22 protein-coding genes are annotated in these 17,974 nt (G+C 51.5%); 15 read left to right on the top strand and 7 right to left on the bottom strand.

Annotated features, from left to right (window positions below; genetic code table 11):
- Position 1 precedes the first annotated feature (1 nt).
- Complete coding sequence (locus QQL62_RS03545) at positions 2–292, top strand: DUF1330 domain-containing protein (RefSeq protein WP_284376164.1); 291 nt, start codon at positions 2–4, stop codon at positions 290–292.
- Positions 292–576 (top strand): DUF1330 domain-containing protein, encoded by a 285-nt coding sequence (locus QQL62_RS03540; protein WP_284376163.1) that lies wholly within the window; start codon positions 292–294, stop codon positions 574–576. The genes QQL62_RS03545 and QQL62_RS03540 overlap by 1 nt, the downstream gene beginning before the upstream one ends.
- Positions 577–589: 13 nt before the next feature.
- Here the strand turns inward: QQL62_RS03540 and QQL62_RS03535 are convergent, their stop codons facing one another.
- The 3 genes from QQL62_RS03535 to QQL62_RS03525 form a co-directional block, all read right to left on the bottom strand.
- A complete protein-coding gene (locus QQL62_RS03535) occupies positions 590–925 on the bottom strand; it encodes a DMT family transporter (RefSeq protein ID WP_284376162.1) in 336 nt (111 codons plus the stop codon).
- Between the two features lie 498 nt (positions 926–1,423).
- Positions 1,424–2,632, bottom strand: a complete 1,209-nt coding sequence (locus tag QQL62_RS03530) for an NADP-dependent isocitrate dehydrogenase (RefSeq protein ID WP_284376161.1) — start codon at positions 2,630–2,632, stop codon at positions 1,424–1,426.
- 92 nt (positions 2,633–2,724) lie between these two features.
- Complete coding sequence (locus QQL62_RS03525) at positions 2,725–3,054, bottom strand: TfoX/Sxy family protein (protein WP_284376160.1); 330 nt, start codon at positions 3,052–3,054, stop codon at positions 2,725–2,727.
- A gap of 63 nt (positions 3,055–3,117) precedes the next feature.
- Between QQL62_RS03525 and QQL62_RS03520 the strand changes: the two genes are divergently transcribed.
- Positions 3,118–3,882, top strand: a complete 765-nt coding sequence (locus QQL62_RS03520) for an RNA methyltransferase (protein ID WP_284376159.1) — start codon at positions 3,118–3,120, stop codon at positions 3,880–3,882.
- On the opposite strand, the gene QQL62_RS03515 is transcribed toward QQL62_RS03520, so the two are convergent.
- On the bottom strand, positions 3,883–4,953 hold the full coding sequence (locus tag QQL62_RS03515) for an endonuclease/exonuclease/phosphatase family protein (protein WP_284376158.1): 1,071 nt from the start codon (positions 4,951–4,953) through the stop codon (positions 3,883–3,885).
- 159 nt (positions 4,954–5,112) lie between these two features.
- Between QQL62_RS03515 and ctaA the strand changes: the two genes are divergently transcribed.
- Both ctaA and QQL62_RS03505 read left to right on the top strand, forming a co-directional pair.
- Positions 5,113–6,255, top strand: coding sequence for a heme A synthase (gene ctaA, locus QQL62_RS03510; protein ID WP_284376157.1), 1,143 nt, complete (start codon positions 5,113–5,115; stop codon positions 6,253–6,255).
- Positions 6,256–6,681 carry a PaaI family thioesterase gene (locus QQL62_RS03505; protein WP_284376156.1) on the top strand — a complete coding sequence of 142 codons (426 nt, stop codon included), beginning with the start codon at positions 6,256–6,258 and terminating at the stop codon, positions 6,679–6,681.
- Here the strand turns inward: QQL62_RS03505 and QQL62_RS03500 are convergent.
- The gene (locus tag QQL62_RS03500; protein WP_284376155.1) at positions 6,676–6,858 is read right to left on the bottom strand and encodes a hypothetical protein; all 183 of its coding nucleotides are present in this window, start codon (positions 6,856–6,858) and stop codon (positions 6,676–6,678) included. The two genes, QQL62_RS03505 and QQL62_RS03500, sit on opposite strands and share 6 nt — an antisense overlap.
- A gap of 208 nt (positions 6,859–7,066) precedes the next feature.
- Between QQL62_RS03500 and rplM the strand changes: the two genes are divergently transcribed.
- From rplM to QQL62_RS03450, 10 genes are all read left to right on the top strand, one after another.
- The gene (gene rplM, locus QQL62_RS03495) at positions 7,067–7,534 is read left to right on the top strand and encodes a 50S ribosomal protein L13 (protein WP_284376154.1); all 468 of its coding nucleotides are present in this window, start codon (positions 7,067–7,069) and stop codon (positions 7,532–7,534) included.
- Positions 7,531–8,019, top strand: a complete 489-nt coding sequence (rpsI, locus tag QQL62_RS03490) for a 30S ribosomal protein S9 (RefSeq protein ID WP_284376153.1) — start codon at positions 7,531–7,533, stop codon at positions 8,017–8,019. Before rplM ends, rpsI begins: the two co-directional genes overlap by 4 nt.
- 124 nt (positions 8,020–8,143) lie before the next feature.
- Positions 8,144–9,034: a lysophospholipid acyltransferase family protein gene (locus QQL62_RS03485; RefSeq protein WP_284376152.1), complete on the top strand. Its 891-nt coding sequence runs from the start codon at positions 8,144–8,146 to the stop codon at positions 9,032–9,034.
- Positions 9,035–9,115: 81 nt separating this feature from the next.
- The gene (locus QQL62_RS03480) at positions 9,116–9,928 is read left to right on the top strand and encodes a glutamate racemase (RefSeq protein WP_284376150.1); all 813 of its coding nucleotides are present in this window, start codon (positions 9,116–9,118) and stop codon (positions 9,926–9,928) included.
- Between the two features lie 54 nt (positions 9,929–9,982).
- On the top strand, positions 9,983–11,017 hold the full coding sequence (argC, locus tag QQL62_RS03475; protein WP_284376149.1) for an N-acetyl-gamma-glutamyl-phosphate reductase: 1,035 nt from the start codon (positions 9,983–9,985) through the stop codon (positions 11,015–11,017).
- Positions 11,017–11,472, top strand: coding sequence for a cytochrome c maturation protein CcmE (ccmE, locus tag QQL62_RS03470; RefSeq protein WP_284376148.1), 456 nt, complete (start codon positions 11,017–11,019; stop codon positions 11,470–11,472). Before argC ends, ccmE begins: the two co-directional genes overlap by 1 nt.
- Before the next feature lie 42 nt (positions 11,473–11,514).
- Complete coding sequence (locus QQL62_RS03465) at positions 11,515–12,126, top strand: holin-associated N-acetylmuramidase (RefSeq protein ID WP_284376147.1); 612 nt, start codon at positions 11,515–11,517, stop codon at positions 12,124–12,126.
- Positions 12,117–12,608, top strand: coding sequence for a holin family protein (locus tag QQL62_RS03460; protein ID WP_284376146.1), 492 nt, complete (start codon positions 12,117–12,119; stop codon positions 12,606–12,608). The genes QQL62_RS03465 and QQL62_RS03460 overlap by 10 nt, the downstream gene beginning before the upstream one ends.
- Positions 12,609–12,694: 86 nt before the next feature.
- Positions 12,695–14,668, top strand: coding sequence for a heme lyase CcmF/NrfE family subunit (locus QQL62_RS03455; RefSeq protein WP_284376145.1), 1,974 nt, complete (start codon positions 12,695–12,697; stop codon positions 14,666–14,668).
- Positions 14,665–15,111 (top strand): cytochrome c-type biogenesis protein, encoded by a 447-nt coding sequence (locus QQL62_RS03450; protein WP_284376144.1) that lies wholly within the window; start codon positions 14,665–14,667, stop codon positions 15,109–15,111. The genes QQL62_RS03455 and QQL62_RS03450 overlap by 4 nt, the downstream gene beginning before the upstream one ends.
- Before the next feature lie 37 nt (positions 15,112–15,148).
- On the opposite strand, the gene gltA is transcribed toward QQL62_RS03450, so the two are convergent.
- Together gltA and gltX are read right to left on the bottom strand one after the other, a co-directional pair.
- The gene (gltA, locus tag QQL62_RS03445; protein WP_284376143.1) at positions 15,149–16,441 is read right to left on the bottom strand and encodes a citrate synthase; all 1,293 of its coding nucleotides are present in this window, start codon (positions 16,439–16,441) and stop codon (positions 15,149–15,151) included.
- An 82-nt stretch (positions 16,442–16,523) separates the two neighbouring features.
- Positions 16,524–17,936: a glutamate--tRNA ligase gene (gene gltX, locus QQL62_RS03440; RefSeq protein WP_284376142.1), complete on the bottom strand. Its 1,413-nt coding sequence runs from the start codon at positions 17,934–17,936 to the stop codon at positions 16,524–16,526.
- Positions 17,937–17,974 lie beyond the last annotated feature (38 nt).

Genomic DNA, 17,974 nt, shown 5'->3' with positions numbered 1-17,974 from the left:
GATGAAGGCTTTTTGTATCGTGCAGATTAATGTGCACAACGCCGAGGAATACGCGAAATATGTGGCCTTGGCTGGGCCGGCGGTGGCCAAATATAATGGCGTGTTTTTGGCGCGCGGCGGGCGCTGTGTGACCAAAGAAGGGCCAGAGCAGAACCGCAATGTGGTTTTGGAATTCCCCGATTTCGACACTGCGGTAAAGTTTTATGACGGGCCTGAATATCAAGAGGCGCTGTCTTTTGCCTTAGCTGAGGGTGTTTCAACACGCAACTACACCATTGTAGAGGGGCTGTAATGGCCGCCTATGTCATTGCGCAGGTAGATGTGACCGATCCAGAGGCCTATGTAGCCTACTCCTCTAAAACCGTAGAAATCGCCGCCCAGTTTGGCGGCAAGTTTCTGGCTAAGGGTGGTCCAGCCGAGCAAATCGAAGGTGCGGGGCGTGCGCGCAATGTGATTGTTGAGTTTCCAGACGTGGCCTCGGCCAAAGCTTTTTACAATGCGCCGGAGTATCAGGCGATATTGCCCATCGCGCTCGCGCATTCTCAGCGTGAATTGGTGATTGTAGAGGGCGTTTAGCCCTTTAGCTACGTTAGTGCAGGCTGATTTTTGAAAAGGCCTGTAACACCACCACCCCTGTCACAATCAGGGCGATGCCAAGGTAGCCTGCGAAATCCAGATGCTGTTTAAAGAATATGATACCTGCGATGGTGATCAACACAATGCCTGCCCCAGACCATATCGCATAGACCACGCCCACGGGCATGTAGCGCAGGGTTAGGGCTAGCAGGTAAAGGGTGATGGCAAATCCCACCAACGCACCGATCGAGGGCCACAGTTTGGTGAAACCATTGGATGATTTCAGCAATGTAGTGGCAATGGTTTCGGCGATGATTGCCACGCAAAGATAGAGCGTATGTGCTTGCATTATGTGCGCCTTTGTTTGATCGCCAGTTTGGCGGGGTGAGGTGAAATATGAGGTTAAAACCAGATATAAGACAAGCGAATTGTTGGTACTGTGAAGAATTTGCGCGAATACTGATGAACAGTTAGGGCATTTTTTGGTTTATGTGCTTGCTTTGACCGGATCGGCAACCAGCCTCAACGATTGCCATTCCCTTGCGGTGGAAGAGTGGAATTTTATGCATAACGGGCAGGGTAGTGGGCTGGAGCATTTTCGCAACAAGGTAGAAATGTTGCTCCCTAATCATTATCCGCAACGTCTCGGATAACAGGGCATCCTGTCTGCATTATCGGCAATCTAGCGCTGGTGATTGGGTGCTAGACTGCGGGTCGCGAGACGAGGCTGGTGCTGCGTGGATTTAACAAAGCCGCATCAGTTTCCTGGAGGGCGGGTGGAGGATAAGCCCATGATGTAAAAAGGGCGGCGCTGTTGCACCGCCCTTTGATCTGTATCAGCAATAGATTACATTGCTTTGTTCAGGTTCTCGTCTATTTTTTCTAGGAACCCTTCTGTTGTTAGCCAGCTTTGATCTGGGCCAACCAGCAATGCCAAATCTTTGGTCATGAAGCCGTTTTCAACGGTATCTACAATCACTTTTTCCAATGTGTTGGCAAAGTTCATGAGTTGCTCGTTTTGGTCTAGTTTAGCGCGGTGCTTTAGGCCACCTGTCCAAGCATAGATAGATGCGATAGAGTTTGTAGAGGTTGCCTCGCCTTTTTGGTGCTGGCGGTAGTGGCGTGTCACTGTGCCGTGAGCGGCCTCTGCCTCTACGATTTTCCCATCTGGTGTCATCAGCTGAGAAGTCATCAAGCCCAAAGAGCCATAGCCCTGTGCAACAGTATCCGATTGAACGTCACCGTCATAGTTTTTACAGGCCCAAACATATCCACCAGACCATTTCATGGCGGCCGCAACCATATCATCGATCAAGCGGTGCTCGTAGTGGATACCTTTTTTCTTGAACTCTGCTTCGAACTCTTCCTCATATACCTTTTGGAAGATGTCTTTGAAACGACCATCATAGGCTTTTAGGATTGTGTTTTTAGTAGACAGATATACAGGCCAGCCAAGGTTTAGGCCGTAGTTCATCGAGGCACGCGCGAAATCGTAGATAGAGGCATCCAAGTTATACATGCCCATTGTGATACCCGCAGATGGCGCATCGAACATGTCTTTTTCGATTACTGTGCCGTCTTTGCCTTCGAACTTCAGGGTTAATTTGCCTTCGCCTGGGAACAAGAAGTCTGTCGCGCGGTATTGATCACCAAACGCATGACGGCCAACAACGATTGGTTTTGTCCAACCTGGAACCAAGCGGGGTACGTTGTTACAGATGATTGGCTGACGGAAGATAACGCCGCCTAGGATGTTGCGGATGGTGCCGTTTGGTGAGCGGTACATACGCTTTAGGCCGAATTCCTCTACGCGGGCCTCATCAGGGGTAATGGTTGCGCATTTTACACCAACGCCATATTTTTTGATCGCTTCGGCGGCATCCACAGTGATCTGATCATCTGTGTCGTCGCGTGCTTCCATGCCCAAGTCATAATATTTTAGGTCGATGTCTAGATAGGGCAGGATCAATTTATCTTTGATGAACTGCCAGATGATGCGGGTCATCTCATCACCGTCTAACTCGACGACGGGATTCTCGACTTTAATTTTGGACATTTTTACCTCGCTTGGGTTGGTTGGAATCAGAACTGGGTGCTTCTTAGCGGATATGGGGGGGGAATGGAAGTCTTGTATACTTTGGTATACAGCTATTTGGCTGGCAGGGCGCCCACAAAACCAAGCGCCAGTTTCATCAGCTGTGCGCGGCGGTGATCGTCAGCCAATAAATCGCCGTCTACATCCAGCATTCCGCCCATTTTACGCTTGGTAAAGGATAGAGGTGATGTGCCTTCTATTTCCAGTGCCGCCGCCTCGTTTTCCTTGCCTACGCGAAACATAGCACCGTCCTTGTGCACTCCGCACAGCATATTGCCATGTAGCATAAAGCACAGCCCCCCGAACAAGCGCTTCTGTTCTATACCTGCCAGATCATTCAGGTCGTCTTCTAGGATTTGGGCATGTCCGGTGTCATAGGCCATATTGCACTCCTTGAACTTGAATTTCAGGAAGGGTAACAGAGCACAAAGCCAAAAGGAATGCAGATGTCAGGTACAGATCACGCCAAGGCCGCGGATTGGGCGGGGCCAACACCCACGGTTATTCTGGTCGAGCCCCAGATGGGTGAAAACATTGGAGCGGCGGCGCGGGCCATGTGGAATTTTGGTTTGGATAGGATGCGTATTATTAACCCCCGCGATGGTTGGCCAAACCCCAAGGCACAGGCGATGGCCAGTGGGGCAGGGCGTGTGATGGATGCGGTACAGGTGCACGAGCGCACAGAAACAGCGCTAGAGGATTTGAATTTCACCTTTGCCACCACCGCTCGTAGTCGAGATTTGACCAAACTGGTAGTAACACCTGAGCGTGCCATGGAAATGACCCACAGCATGATCGCAGAGGGGCAAAAGGTCGGTGTGATGTTTGGGCCAGAGCGTTCCGGGCTGGCGAATGAAGATATCGTGCAGGCCAATGCGTTGATTTCTGTGCCTGTTAATCCGGCCTTTGCATCGCTAAATTTGGCACAGTGTGTTTTGTTATTGGCCTATGAGTGGCGTCGATTGGCAGGCACGGATGCGCCCTCGTTTATGGAAATGGCCGGTACGGATTTTGCCAGCGGGCTAGAGGTTCAAAAGCTAGGCGAACGCATGGAAGAGGCGCTGGGGGCGCGGGGATTTTTCTGGCCCGAGGACAAGGCAGAAAGCATGATTTTGACTCTGCGCAACATGCTCTCGCGTCTGAACATGACACAGGCCGACATTCGCGTGTTCCACGGAATTATCAAAACCATGGAAAAGCCGCGCAGGTAATTAATCATCGGCGGTGATCACATCGTGCAGGAACATTTCTGAAAAATCTGTGTGGATTTGCACCCACATGGGGAGGTGATCCGACATTTGATGGGTGCGCCAGTGGGTGCGATAATAGCTGGATTTGTTCTTGCGCACGCCGCCCTTGGCGGTGGTGGAATATGATTTCCCCATGGCAGAGACATAGGTTTGTTCATCGTCATCGCGGTAGACCACATCGAAAAAGTTGAATACGCCCGCAAGGCCTGTAGCCTTGAGCGTTCTATCCTTGGGGCGAAAGGCTATTTGGTCGTAGTGTCGCGCCTTTTTCCCCACGTTGGTGGGCGGCAGCTTTTGCAAGCTATTGTCCACTATAAATCCTGCATCGGTAATTGCATCCATGGTGATGTCTTCGGGTTTATAGATGTTAAAATCCCCCAAAAGCACAAGGTTTGAATAATCGTTTCGTTCGCGCGAGCGATCGGCCAGGAACTCGGCAATCATCGAAATTTCCTTGGCGCGTTTTTGGTTGTTGGCCTTGTTTTTACCGTAGAGAATATGCACCGTGCACAACATCAGTTTGGTCCAACCAATTTCAAAGGCGCACAGAAACGGGGTGCGATACAGCTGTTTTGCCGGCGCGTATTCGACCAATTTATTGCCCTCTTTGATGGCGGTGGGGGGGATGACAATCTCGCCAGCGATGGAGTCAAAGCGCACCGAACGGCGGTCATAGACATAGGCCATACGCTCGCGGTTACCCGGTGTGCCATCGGTAACATCGGATACGATATAGGCCCAGTGATCGCGTCCTAATCGCGTGATCAGGCGCTCTAGCGCATTCAAGTCCTCTTTCACCTCTTGCACCGCGATGATATCAAAGCGTTCGATGATGGCGGCGATGTAATAGATCGCCTCGTGCGAGCGGTGGCCGTAGGCCTTGCTATCGAAGGCGCGGATATTCCATGTGGCGATCAGGGTTTTGCGCGGATTTTTCTGTGGCACCTCTTCGTTTAGTTTATCGCCCAGCTGTAGCAGGCGATCTGCCACACGTTTTTTATCCTTTAGAAATTTGAAGTTTTCGAAATTCATGGGTGCCTCCGCAATGGTAGAATAGCGGATAATTCGGGTAAATATGTGCGTTATCACACTATTATTGCGTGCAGAAATATAGATTGCGACATATTCGCAAAGCGTTGGACGCGGTGTGTGCTTTGGCGTAAATTGCGCCAAAGACGATATGAGGCAGATATGAGCAAGAAGCGCAGTATTTTTGAAGATGTAACCGAGCAAGAGCGCCCAAAAGAGAAACCCCAAGGGGGCAGTATTGATGCGGGGCGTAGTGCGTGGCGCGCCCCGGTGGCCATCTGGATGATGGCGCTGTTTGGTATGGTGGCCTTGATGGTGGTGGTTGGCGGGCTAACGCGGCTAACGGACAGTGGATTGTCGATCACTGAATGGAACCTGATAAAGGGGGCGGTGCCGCCGCTAAATGCGGCCGATTGGGCCGAAGCGTTTAATAAATACAAAGAAATTCCCGAGTTTCAACTTCAGAATAAGGGAATGGATTTGGCGGGGTTCAAATCGATCTATTGGTGGGAATGGGGCCATCGTCAGCTCGGGCGCTGGGTTGGTTTGGTTTGGTTCGTGGGGCTGGTTTATTTTTTCATCACCCAGAACATCCCAGCAATGTGGAAAACTCGTATGGTGGTTATCGGATTGATGGGCGGATTACAGGGGGCTATTGGTTGGTGGATGGTATCCTCGGGTCTTACAGGGCGCATGGTGGATGTGGCCTCTTATCGTTTGGCAGTGCATTTAGGATTGGCCTTTGCTATTTTGGCGGTGATTGGCTGGTATATTATGTTGTTACGCCGCCCAGAAATGCAGCTGTTTCAGGCACAGCGTTCGGCGGACAGGGGAATTGCGCGCCTAAGCAGCCTGTTACTTGGGCTGGTTTTTGCACAGATTTTGCTGGGGGCCTTGGTTGCTGGTATTGATGCGGGGCGCGGGTATATTGATTGGCCGCTAATGGGGGGCGAGTTTTTACCATCCGAGAGCTTTGATTACGAGCCGTTCTGGAGTAATTTTTTCGAGAACCCTGCCTTAGTACAATTTAATCATCGTATGCTGGGGTACTTGGTTTTTGGGTTTACGATCTTTTTATGGTTCAGGGCCAGAAAATCGGCGCATGTGGCGCTGCGCGGTATCTGTACGGCTGTGTTGGCGCTGGTGACCTTGCAGATGGTATTAGGAATTTTCACGGTGATGTATGCAGCCCCGTGGCATATCGCGATTTTGCATCAGCTGGGCGCGGTGTTTGTGATGGTTATGATCCTAAGGGCGCGCTTTGGTGCGCTGTATCCACAAGACCAAAAAATTAGAGGTGCCTAGATGTTAAAGATGGATATTCCTGAAATGGTTGCGTTTTTGGCGGATGTCTTCCCGCAATTAGGTGATGATGTACACATCGATAGCCTTGTCGAGGGCGATATTCGGGTGCGCCTGATGGTCAGAGATGCGCATCTGCGCCCCGGTGGTACGGTCTCGGGGCCCAGTATGTTTATGCTGGCAGATTGTGCGTTTTACATGGCGGTATTGGCCCATGTAGGCCCAGAGGCGCTGTGTGTGACGACCAACTGCTCTATTGATTTTATGCGCCGCCCCTCGGCCAATGATATGATCGCGGATGTGCGCTTGCATAAACTCGGGCGTTCTTTGGCGGTGGGGGATGTTTTGTTGTATTCCGAAGGCGTAGACAAGCCGGTAGCGCGCGCCAGTCTGACCTATTCAATACCACCACAGGCGCGCTCTTTATAGCGGCTTGTGGCGGATCTGCCTTTTACACATCTGTGGCTCTTTGCCTTTATAGCCAAGGGCCTCTGCCTTGCAGGTTTTGCACTGAAACCCCTGAAACCTGCCTGATGTATTATTGGTCATCCGCCAATCACAAGCTGTGGTGCGAAAAATCTGGGTGATGATCTTGATGAATTTCAATGAGCCTGCCCCTTGATGCTGTGGTTGGATAGGTCTGATTTTGGTTGTGGTCAATGTGTTTGCTTGGGGTAAAATGATACCGTATTTATAAGTTATTGATTTTGCGAAGTATTTTGCATGTATTGATGCTTGACGTGGTGTGTAAAACCCTTAGAACCACAGAAATCGAATTCTGGCGCATCTGCGCTCTTAAAATTGGAACGAAACCATGAAAACATTCTCAGCAACACCTGCTGATATTGACAAAAAATGGCTGATTATCGACGCTGAAGGCGTGGTATTGGGTCGTTTGGCATCAATTATTGCAATGCGTTTGCGCGGCAAACACAAGCCAACATTCACGCCTTCTATGGATATGGGCGACAACGTTATCGTGATCAATGCCGACAAGGTACAGATGACTGGTAAAAAACGTACAGATAAAATCCATTACTGGCACACGGGCCACCCAGGTGGGATCAAGCAACGCACCGCTGGTCAAATCTTGGAAGGTAAATTCCCAGAGCGCCTATTGGAAAAAGCTGTTCAACGTATGTTGCCCGGTGGCCCATTGTCACGCGCACAATTGAAAAACCTGCGCGTTTATGCCGGTGCTGATCACCCGCATGAAGCGCAAAACCCAGAAGTTCTGGACGTTAAAGCCATGAACGCTAAAAATACTCGGAGCCAGTCATGAGCGAAGAAATCAAATCATTGGATGACTTGAAAGACGCCGTAGGTGGTGATGCCGCCGCAATCCAAGCCGCGGTTACCCGCGAGCCTGTGCGCGACGAATTGGGCCGTTCTTATGCCACTGGTAAACGTAAAGATGCGGTTGCACGCGTTTGGATCAAGCCTGGTTCAGGTAAAGTGATCGTAAACGGCAAGGATATGGACACATATTTTGCACGCCCTGTGTTGCAAATGGTTCTGCGTCAGCCGTTTAGCGTTGCCGGTGTTGAAGGTGAATTCGACGTAATGGCAACAGTGAAGGGCGGCGGATTGTCTGGCCAAGCTGGTGCGGTTAAGCACGGTATTTCCAAAGCATTGCAATTGTACGAACCAACATTGCGTGGTGCGTTGAAGGCTGCTGGTTTCTTGACACGTGATGCGCGTGTTGTGGAGCGTAAGAAATACGGTAAGGCCAAAGCGCGTAAGAGCTTCCAGTTCTCAAAGCGCTAATAGCTTACTCTATCTATTTCAAGAAGGCGGGCTTTGGCTCGCCTTTTTTGTTTTGCATCCAGTGCACATGTTCTAATCAGCTCGATAGGCCCCTGTAGGGGGCAAAAATGTTCTGAGGTTTCCCATGAATTTCAATCGCTCTGTTGCCAGCGATATCAGTTATGCGAATAGTGCCGATGGGCGGATGGCGCGCAGGATGATCCGTGGGATCGAGAATCTGACGGGCCGCCCGGCATTGATCCGCCGCGCCGATGGCTATGATGTGGATATCGAGCGGGGGGGTAATTTCTGGCAGGTGATCGCCCAGCGGTATGCCATCGAGTATGATTTTATCAAGGGCAGCCCCCAGAATATCCCAACTGAGGGGCCTTTGGTTGTGGTCGCCAACCATCCTTTTGGTATTCTTGACGGGCTGGCCATGGGCAACCTTCTGGCAGAGAGGCGCGATGATTTTCAAATTATTGCCAACAATGTTTTTCAGCGTGCCTCTGAAATCGATCGCTTTATTCTGCCCATCAGTTTTGAGAGCACTCGACAAGGGGCCAAGGTTAATTTGGAAACCCGCCGTATCGCCGTGCGTAATCTGCGGGCGGGGGGAGCTGTTGCTGTTTTCCCAGGGGGGACGGTATCTACGGCCAGCCGCCCCATGGGTGCCGCGCGCGATCCGCAGTGGCGCAACTTTACCGCCAAGATCATATCCGAGAGCCAAGCAACGGTATTGCCGGTGTATTTTGATGGATCGAACAGTCGCCTGTTTCAGATGGCCAGCCATTTGCATCAACATCTGCGAGTTGCCTTGTTGATCCGCGAGTTCAAACGCAGCATTCGCAGGCCTGTGCGCATAGCGATTGGTCAGCCCATCACCCCCGAAAATCTGACGGGGTATGCCCAGAAACCGGCCGAGTTGATGGACTATCTGCGAGGCGAAACCTATCGATTGGGCGGGGCTGGGCAAGCGGACTTGGATTATGGATATGATTTTGACAGCACCTATACGCGTCGTGGGCCTGCGTAAACTTGTCGTGTTTTTGTCTTTTGGGTTTCGTTTGGTTTTGGTTCAGCCTATCAACATATAAAATGATGAGTGGAATATAAGATGCCGGTAGGAGTTTTTGATAGTGGCTTGGGTGGGCTAACCGTTTATCGTGGTATTCAAAAGCGCATGCCTGATTTGGCCTTGTCGTATTTGGGGGATAATGCCCATGCGCCCTACGGCGTGCGTGATGCCGATGATATTTATAACCTAACCTGTGCGAGCGTCGAGCGCCTGTGGGACGAGGGCTGTGATCTGGTGATCCTTGCCTGCAACACAGCAACAGCAGTGGCGTGTAAGCGCATGCAAGAAGAATGGGTGCCTAGGGACAAACGGGTATTGGGGGTGTTTGTCCCCTTGATCGAAGCCTTGACTGAACGGGATTGGGGCGACAATTCCCCCCCGCGCGAGGTTGCGGTGACGCAGGTGGCTCTGTTTGCAACGCCTGCAACAGTTGCGAGCCGTGCATTTCAGCGCGAATTGGCCTTTCGTGCGATTGGCGTGGATGTAGAGGCACAGCCCTGTGCAGGGTTGGTTGATGCGTTAGAGGATAATGATCTAGAATTGGCAGAGGCCATGGTGCGCAGCCACGTCACAGCCCTAAAACGGCGGATGCCGAACCCGCAATCTGCCATATTGGGTTGTACTCATTATCCAATTCTAGAGGATATTTTTCAGGCGGCTCTGGGGCCCGATGTGCGGGTGTTTAGCCAGGCAAATCTAGTGGCAGCATCGCTTGAAGATTATCTAATGCGCCATCCACATATGCGCGGTGCGCAGACTGCCCAACGTCTGTTAACAACTGGGGATCCGGTCTTGGTTAGCGATGCTGCTACGCGTTTTTTGTCCAAGCCAATGCGATTTTGTGCCGCCTGATTGTAATAGCACAGAAAATATCGTAGATCAGCCGAAATAAATGAGGTAATCATCATGGCTACGCCAAAAAACATCGCAATATTAGGAGCTTCTGGATACACAGGGGCGGAACTGGTGCGCCTTATTGCAACACACCCGATGATGAATATCGTGGCGATGAGTGCTGAGCGTAAGGCCGGCCAAGAGATGGCCGAAGTCTTCCCGCATCTACGCCATTTAGATTTGCCGACATTGGCGAAAATTGATCAGATTGATTTTAGTGATGTGGATCTGTGTTTTTGTGCATTGCCTCATGCCACCAGTCAAAAAGTTATTGCCTCGCTGCCTAAAGCCTTGAAAATTGTGGATCTTTCTGCGGATTTTCGTCTGCGTGATCCAGAAGAATATGCAAAATGGTACGGGGGGCAACATGATGCATTAGAATGCCAGGCAGAGGCGGTTTATGGGCTGACAGAGTTTTACCGCTCGCAGATTAAAGCTGCACGTTTGGTTGCGGGAACAGGGTGTAATGCTGCCACGGGGCAATATGCCCTGCGCCCGTTGATCGCGGCAGAATTGATTGACCTAGATGATATCATCATAGATTTGAAAACCGGAGTTAGCGGCGCTGGACGGGCCCTGAAAGAGCCATTTCTACATGCGGAATTATCCGAGGGCGCATTCCCCTATGCGATTGGTGGCACGCATCGGCATTTGGCCGAGTTTGACCAAGAGTTTTCGGCGATTGCTGGGCGACCTGTTAAGGTACAATTTACCCCAACTTTATTACCGGCTAATCGCGGGATCATTGCAAATGTCTATGTAAAAGGGGATGCCGAGGCGATATTCAAGGCCTTTCAGAAGGCCTACGCGGATGAACCCTTCATAGAAATTTTGCCCTATGGGCAAGCGCCCTCGACGCGCCATGTACGCGGGTCGAACTATTGCCATATCGGGGTGACAGCGGATCGTCTATCTGGGCGTGCGATGATTGTTGTGGCCTTGGATAACCTAACCAAGGGTTCGTCTGGTCAGGCTTTGCAAAATGCCAATCTGATGCTGGGGTTGCCCGAGGACATGGGGCTGTTGTCAGCGCCTGTATTTCCTTAATGGCGGTCGGTCTGAAAAAACGGCGGCGCATTCAGCTGATCGTCATCGGCTTTGTTCTGATTACTATCGCCACGGCATTGATCGGCTTTGCCTTTAAGGATGGCATAGAATTTTTCCGCAGCCCGTCACAGGTGCTTGCTGAGCAAATCGCGCCAACTGAGGTTTTCCGCATTGGGGGATTGGTGAAGGAAGAAACTGTGTCGCAAAGCGGCGAGATTACCCGATTTGTGGTGACCGACCGCGCCCATGACGTACCGGTAACCTTTTCTGGAATACTGCCTGATTTGTTTTCCGAGGGCACGGGCATGATCGCCACAGGGCGTTTGGTAAATGGCACCTTCGAAGCCAATGAAATTCTTGCCAAGCACGACGAGAATTATCTGCCCAAGGAGGTGGCTGATGCGTTGAAAGAGCAGGGGGTCTTTCAACAGGACGCTGCTCCTACGAAAAACTAACCTCCCTGTGATTGGATGATGTGGTTCTTAGATAGGTTCCACATGCTAACAGTTAACGAAATCGCCAAAGAAATTGTCGCCCGCGAGGGGGGCTATGTGAATGATCCCGATGATCCAGGTGGGGCCACGAAATATGGTGTTACTATTCACACATTGCGCCGATTAGGGCTGGATTTGAATTCTGATGGTAGTTTGGATGCACGCGATGTTAAATTGCTAACCCGCCGCCATGCCGAAGATATTTTTATCCAGCACTATTTCAAGGCCCCAAAAATCGACAGCTTGCCGCGCGCCCTGCAAGCATCTGTTTTCGACATGTATGTAAATGCGGGCGGAAACGCGATTAAAATTCTCCAGAGGGTTCTATGTGAATTTGGTCAAGAGGTGGCTGTTGATGGTGCTTTGGGACCCCACAGTATTCGCGCCAGTCACCGCGCCTTTCGCGCTGCACCTGCACATTTTGTTGATGCCTACGGCATTGCACGGCGCAATTATTATTACGCTCTTGCGGATCGGCGCAGTGCCAGTCGTAAATATGCGCGCAGCCGTTCTGGCGGCAAGGGTGGTTGGATCAAACGTGCCGAGGAATTTATCTCGGCGAAATACCATTTTACGAATGAACAGCATCAGCAAAGGGTAAGCGCATGGGGTTAATACGCGAAATATTTGGACTAGCGCCTGTCGTTGAACGCGTGGTTGAGGTTTTTGTTCCGAATAAAACTGCCGCAGCACAACAGGCTCATCTGCAAAAGTTGGGTGCCCAGGGGCAATTCGCCGCAGAGTTTCAACACCAGCGTCGCGGTGCGTTTGATCAGTTTATTGATGGGTTGAATCGCCTGCCACGCCCAGTTATGGCGCTGGGAACGGTGGGGTTGTTTGTTTTTTCAATGGCGGATCCATTGGCGTTTTCAAAACGCATGCAGGGGCTAGCTGAAGTTCCAGAACCGCTATGGTGGCTTTTGGGGGCGGTGGTGTCGTTTTATTTTGGTGCGCGCGAGATGCATCATTATCGCACACAGGTGCCGCGCGCGCGGGGCAGTGCACCACGGGTGCATTCATTGGTGTCATCTGTGCCGCAAAGTGATAATGCGGCCATTGCTGACTGGCTGGCCAGTAAATCCGCCCCAGACAAATAGCGCGGCATGTTTGTCGCGCTAACGTGAATGTGGATTGAGCCTGCACGCTAAGAGTTTATAGTCACCACAAATACGGAGACAATTCGATGATTGCAGAACTGGGTCATATGGCCGTTATTCTGGCCTTTGTGGTGGCATTTGTACAGGCGATTTTGCCGATGTGGGGAGGAATGACAGGTGATGCGCGGCTAATGCATACGGCCGGGCCTGCGGCATTGGTACAGTTTGGGGCGGTGGGCTTTGCCTTTGTGATGCTGACCATTGCCTTTGTGACCTCGGATTTTTCAGTGAAGCTGGTTGCCAGCAATTCCCATTCGCTAAAGCCGATGCTCTATAAATTTTCGGGGGTTTGGGGGAATCACGAGGGCTCTATGCTGTTGTGGATATTGATCTTGGTTTTTTATGGGGCCTTGGTTGCGGTGTTTGGGCGGGGCTTGCCGCTCTTGTTAAAAGCGCGGGTGCTTTCGGTTCAATCGATGATTTCTTTGGCGTTTTTGGCCTTTTTGCTATTCACCTCAAATCCCTTCGAGCGTCTGGAACTCCCCCCCGTTGATGGCAATGATTTGAACCCATTGCTTCAAGATCCTGGCTTGGCCTTTCATCCGCCATTTTTGTATTTTGGCTATGTGGGGCTATCGATGACATTCAGCTTTGCTGTGGCGGCCCTGTTGCAGGGATCAGTTGATGCGGCATGGGCACGCTGGGTGCGGCCATGGGCGTTACTGGCATGGGTTACCTTGACCATTGGTATCGCCTTGGGCTCTTGGTGGGCCTATTACGAGCTGGGTTGGGGGGGCTGGTGGTTCTGGGATCCGGTTGAAAACGCCAGCTTTATGCCGTGGCTGATTGCAGTGGCCTTGCTGCATTCCGCAATTGTTGTGGAAAAGCGCGAAAGCCTAAAGACTTGGACGGTTCTGTTGGCAATCCTTGGGTTTTCGTTTTCCCTGATCGGCACCTTTATTGTACGTTCTGGTGTGATTACATCGGTGCATGCATTCGCCAATGATCCAGAGCGGGGGGTGTTCATTCTGGCGATTCTGGTTGTGGCTATTGGGGGATCACTGACGTTATTTGCCCTGCGCGCTGCATCGCTAAAATCAACGGCGGTGTTTTCTATGGTCAGCCGAGAAAGCGGGCTGGTGGTTAACAATCTACTGCTGGTTGTGGCGGCGATTGTGGTCTTTGTCGGTACCATCTGGCCCTTGGTGGCAGAGCTAACTACGGGGCGCAAACTGTCTGTAGGAGCGCCGTTTTTCAATCTGGCATTTACGCCCTTTATGGTGGGGATTGCGCTGGTTTTACCCGTTGCGGCCCTTTTGCCATGGAAGCGGGGCAAGCTGGCTAAAACAGCACGCCCCTTATGGGGGGCGGCGGTTTTAGCGGTGGCGCTGATGCTATTGATTTGGAGCCTGCAAACAGGTGGGCGAATGCTGGCACCTATTGGTCTGGGTCTTGCGGCATGGGTGGTTTTGGGCGCGGTGTTTGATGTGGCACAGCGCGGCCAAATTGGAAGAATAGACCTTGGGGCATCTTTGCGCCGGCTTAGAAATCTACCGAGGGCTGATTGGGGCAAAGCGGTGGCCCATGCGGGGTTGGGGCTGACGATCTTTGGCATTTCGGCGATTACGGCATGGGAGGTCGAGGATATTCGGGTGGCGCAAATTGGCGAGCGCTTTACCCTTAGTGGCTACGAGTTCAGTTTTGACAAGGTCGAAGACAGCAATGGCAAGAACTATTCCGCAACGATTGGCACAGTTAGCGTGCGGGTAGATGAGCGTATTGTGGCCGTTTTGCACCCAGAAAAACGGTTCTACCCAGTTCAGCGCATGCCAACCACCGAGGCAGGGATCAGCAGTGCGCTTCACCGAGATCTCTATGTAGCCTTGGGCGATCAACAGGGCGATGGTTGGGTTCTGCGCAGCTATGTAAAGCCCTTTGCGGTGTGGATTTGGATTGGATCTATTGTCATGGCATTGGGCGGCGGGCTTAGTCTTAGTGATCGGCGGTTTCGTGTCGGGGCGGCCAAGCGGCGTGCTGGACGTCGCGAGGTGGCGGCATGATCCGTGTTTGCATAATCCTGATCGCGCTGATGGCTTTGCCTGTTCAAGCCGTCGAACCAGACGAGATATTGAGCGATGTAGCCCAAGAGGCACGGGCACGAGAGATTTCCAAAAACCTACGCTGTTTGATTTGTCGCAATGAGAATATCGATAGTTCGAATGCGGGTATTGCCAAGGATCTAAGGATACTGGTGCGCGAGCGCATTGTGGCCGGCGACAGCAATGAACAGGTGATCGATTTTGTGGTGGATCGGTATGGTGAGTATGTTTTGCTACAGCCGCGGCGCTCTTGGGGGAACCTATTGCTGTGGTTGGCGGGCCCATTGATGCTGTTGTTTGGGGGCTATATTGGACTGCGCACTATCAAAACGGGTGGGGATGCGCCGGCCCAAGACCTGACCCCAGAAGAACAACAGCGCCTAAAAGATTTGATGCGCGATTAAAAAAGGCCACCGATTATGGTGGCCTTTTGGGTATGTATTAGCGTTCTGCCATATCCACGTAGTCGCGGTTTGTGGCGCCTGTGTATAGCTGACGCGGGCGGCCGATTTTCAATTTCGGATCGCCGATCATTTCCTTCCACTGTGCAATCCAGCCTACCGTACGCGATAGAGCAAAGATCGGTGTGAACATGGATGTTGGGAATCCCATGGCATCCAAAATGATACCAGAATAGAAATCAACGTTTGGATACAGTTTCTTCTCTACGAAATAGGGGTCTTCCAGCGCGATTTTTTCCAGCGCCTTGGCAACCTTCAGCGTTTCGTTATCTTCGATACCTAACAGATCCAATACCTCGTCGGCGCTTTCTTTCATCACTGTGGCGCGCGGATCAAAGTTTTTGTAGACGCGGTGTCCAAAGCCCATCAGGCGGAACGGATCAGATTTATCCTTGGCGCGGGCGATGTACTCGGGAATGCGATCCACAGTCCCAATTTCACGCAACATGTTCAGGCAGGCCTCGTTGGCGCCACCATGTGCGGGGCCCCACAAGCAAGCGATGCCCGCGGCGATACAGGCAAATGGGTTGGCACCAGAGGAACCAGCCAAGCGCACTGTCGAGGTAGATGCGTTTTGCTCGTGATCGGCGTGCAGTGTGAAAATGCGATCCATTGCCTTTGAAAGGATCGGGTTCACAACGTAATCCTCTGCAGGTACGGCAAAGCACATGCGCAAGAAGTTGGATGCATAATCAAGATTGTTATCCGGATATACAAAAGGCTGACCAACAGAATATTTAAACGCATAGGCCGCGATTGTTGGAATTTTGGCAATCATGCGGATCGAGGCGATTTCACGTTGCTTTTCATCCGTAATATCAGCGCTGTCGTGATAAAATGCAGAGAGCGCACCAACCACACCGCACATAATAGCCATTGGGTGCGCATCGCGACGGAACCCACGGAACAGATTATTCATCTGGTCGTGCAACATTGTGTGATTTGTAACGGTATGTGTAAATTCTTCCAGTTGAGCGGTGGTGGGCAGCTCACCGTTCAGCAATAGATAACAAACCTCTAGGTAGCTGGATTTTTCTGCCAGCTGGTCAATAGGGTAACCGCGATACAGCAATTCACCTTTGCCGCCGGCGATGAATGTGATCGAAGATTCACAAGATGCAGTTGAAGTGAAGCCAGGGTCAAACGTAAATACGCCCGCTTGCGCATATAGTTTCGTAATGTCCAAAACATCTGGCCCAGCAGATGGGCTATGAATTGGCAGATCATAGTTTTCACCATCAATCGTCAGTGTTGCGTTCTTTGTATCAGTCATCCTCGTCCCTTCGATATATTCAATGCCGCAAGAGCGCGGCAAAACACGTTCTAGTTGATACTAGAGTAGAAATGTAACAGCTTTAAGCCTCGTTGCTTTTCACTGCCTTACCGATGCGCTTAAGACTTTCGTCTCGGCCCAAAACCTCCATCATTCCAAAACCTGATGGGCTGTTTGCCCGCCCAGATAGGGCAGCCTTGAGCGGCATTCCGATTGCTCCCAGCTTGATCCCTTGATCCGCTGCAAGATCTTTTGCCGTCTCAAAAATGGCATCTGCCGTCCACGTAACATTATTTAGGCGGGCGGTCAATTCCGATAGTATACTAATGGATACCGAATTGAGCATATCCGCCGATTTTTCGTCTATTTCTAAGGGGTAGCCCGATAAAATAAACTGGGCCTTATCCAAAATATCCCCCAGTTTTCTAGATTTTTCTTTGCAAATAGAGAGGGCGCGGCCCAGATCATCCATTTGTTGGGCGGATAGGGGCGCATTGATTTCGCTGGCATAGGCCTGAAGATCGCGCAACAGCGTAGAATCATCCACGGTTTTGATATGATGTGCCGATACATTATCCAGCTTTTTAAAATCCAGCCGCGAAGGCGATTTGCCCATGCCCTTAAAATCAAACCATTCGATGGCCTGTTGGGTTGTGAACAATTCATCATTGCCGTGGCTCCAGCCCAAGCGCGCCAGATAGTTGCGCATGGCCTCTGGCATATAACCAAGGGCCGCATATTCATGCACGCCGGTAGCACCGTGGCGTTTTGATAGCTTTTTGCCATCTTCGCCGTGGATCAGGGGGATATGGGCAAATTCGGGGATATCCCATCCCATAGCGCGGTAAATCAGCGACTGGCGCCCGGCATTAATCAAATGGTCATCGCCGCGGATAATATGGGTGACCCCCATGTCGTGATCGTCAACCACCACCGCCAGCATATAGGTGGGGGTTCCATCGGATCGCAACATGATCAAATCATCAAATGTGGTCGCCGCCCAGCTGACCTTTTTTTGTACGCGGTCTTTGATCGCCACGCCGCCCTCGCGCGGGGATTTAAGGCGAATAACGAAGGGCGCATCGGGGTGCGTATCCACGTCTGCATCGCGCCAAGGGCTTTGAAAGGGCAGGGGATTATTGTCTTGGCGGGCCTGCGCGCGGTAGGCCTCGATCTCTTCAGAGGTTGAAAAGCATTTATAGGCATGGCCCGTGCTTAGCATGTCATTGGCCACCGCGCGGTGGCGATCAGCGCGGGCAAATTGGCTGTGGATTTCGCCATCATAGTCCAGGCCCAGCCACTCTAGCCCTTGGATCAGCGCCGCGGTGGCCTCTGGGGTAGAGCGCGCCCGATCCGTATCCTCGATACGCAATAGAAATTTACCACCATTTGCGCGGGCATAGAGCCAATTGAACAAAGCAGTACGTGCGCCACCGATGTGTAGATATCCGGTGGGAGAGGGTGCGAAACGGGTGACGACCTGAGGAGATGACATGGAAAATTAACCTCGTGTAAACCTAGAATTGAATAGCA

It is taken from the genome of Amylibacter marinus, from assembly GCF_030160015.1.
In the GTDB taxonomy this organism is placed as follows: domain Bacteria; phylum Pseudomonadota; class Alphaproteobacteria; order Rhodobacterales; family Rhodobacteraceae; genus Amylibacter; species Amylibacter marinus.
This window is presented reverse-complemented; position numbering and strand designations above follow the sequence as displayed.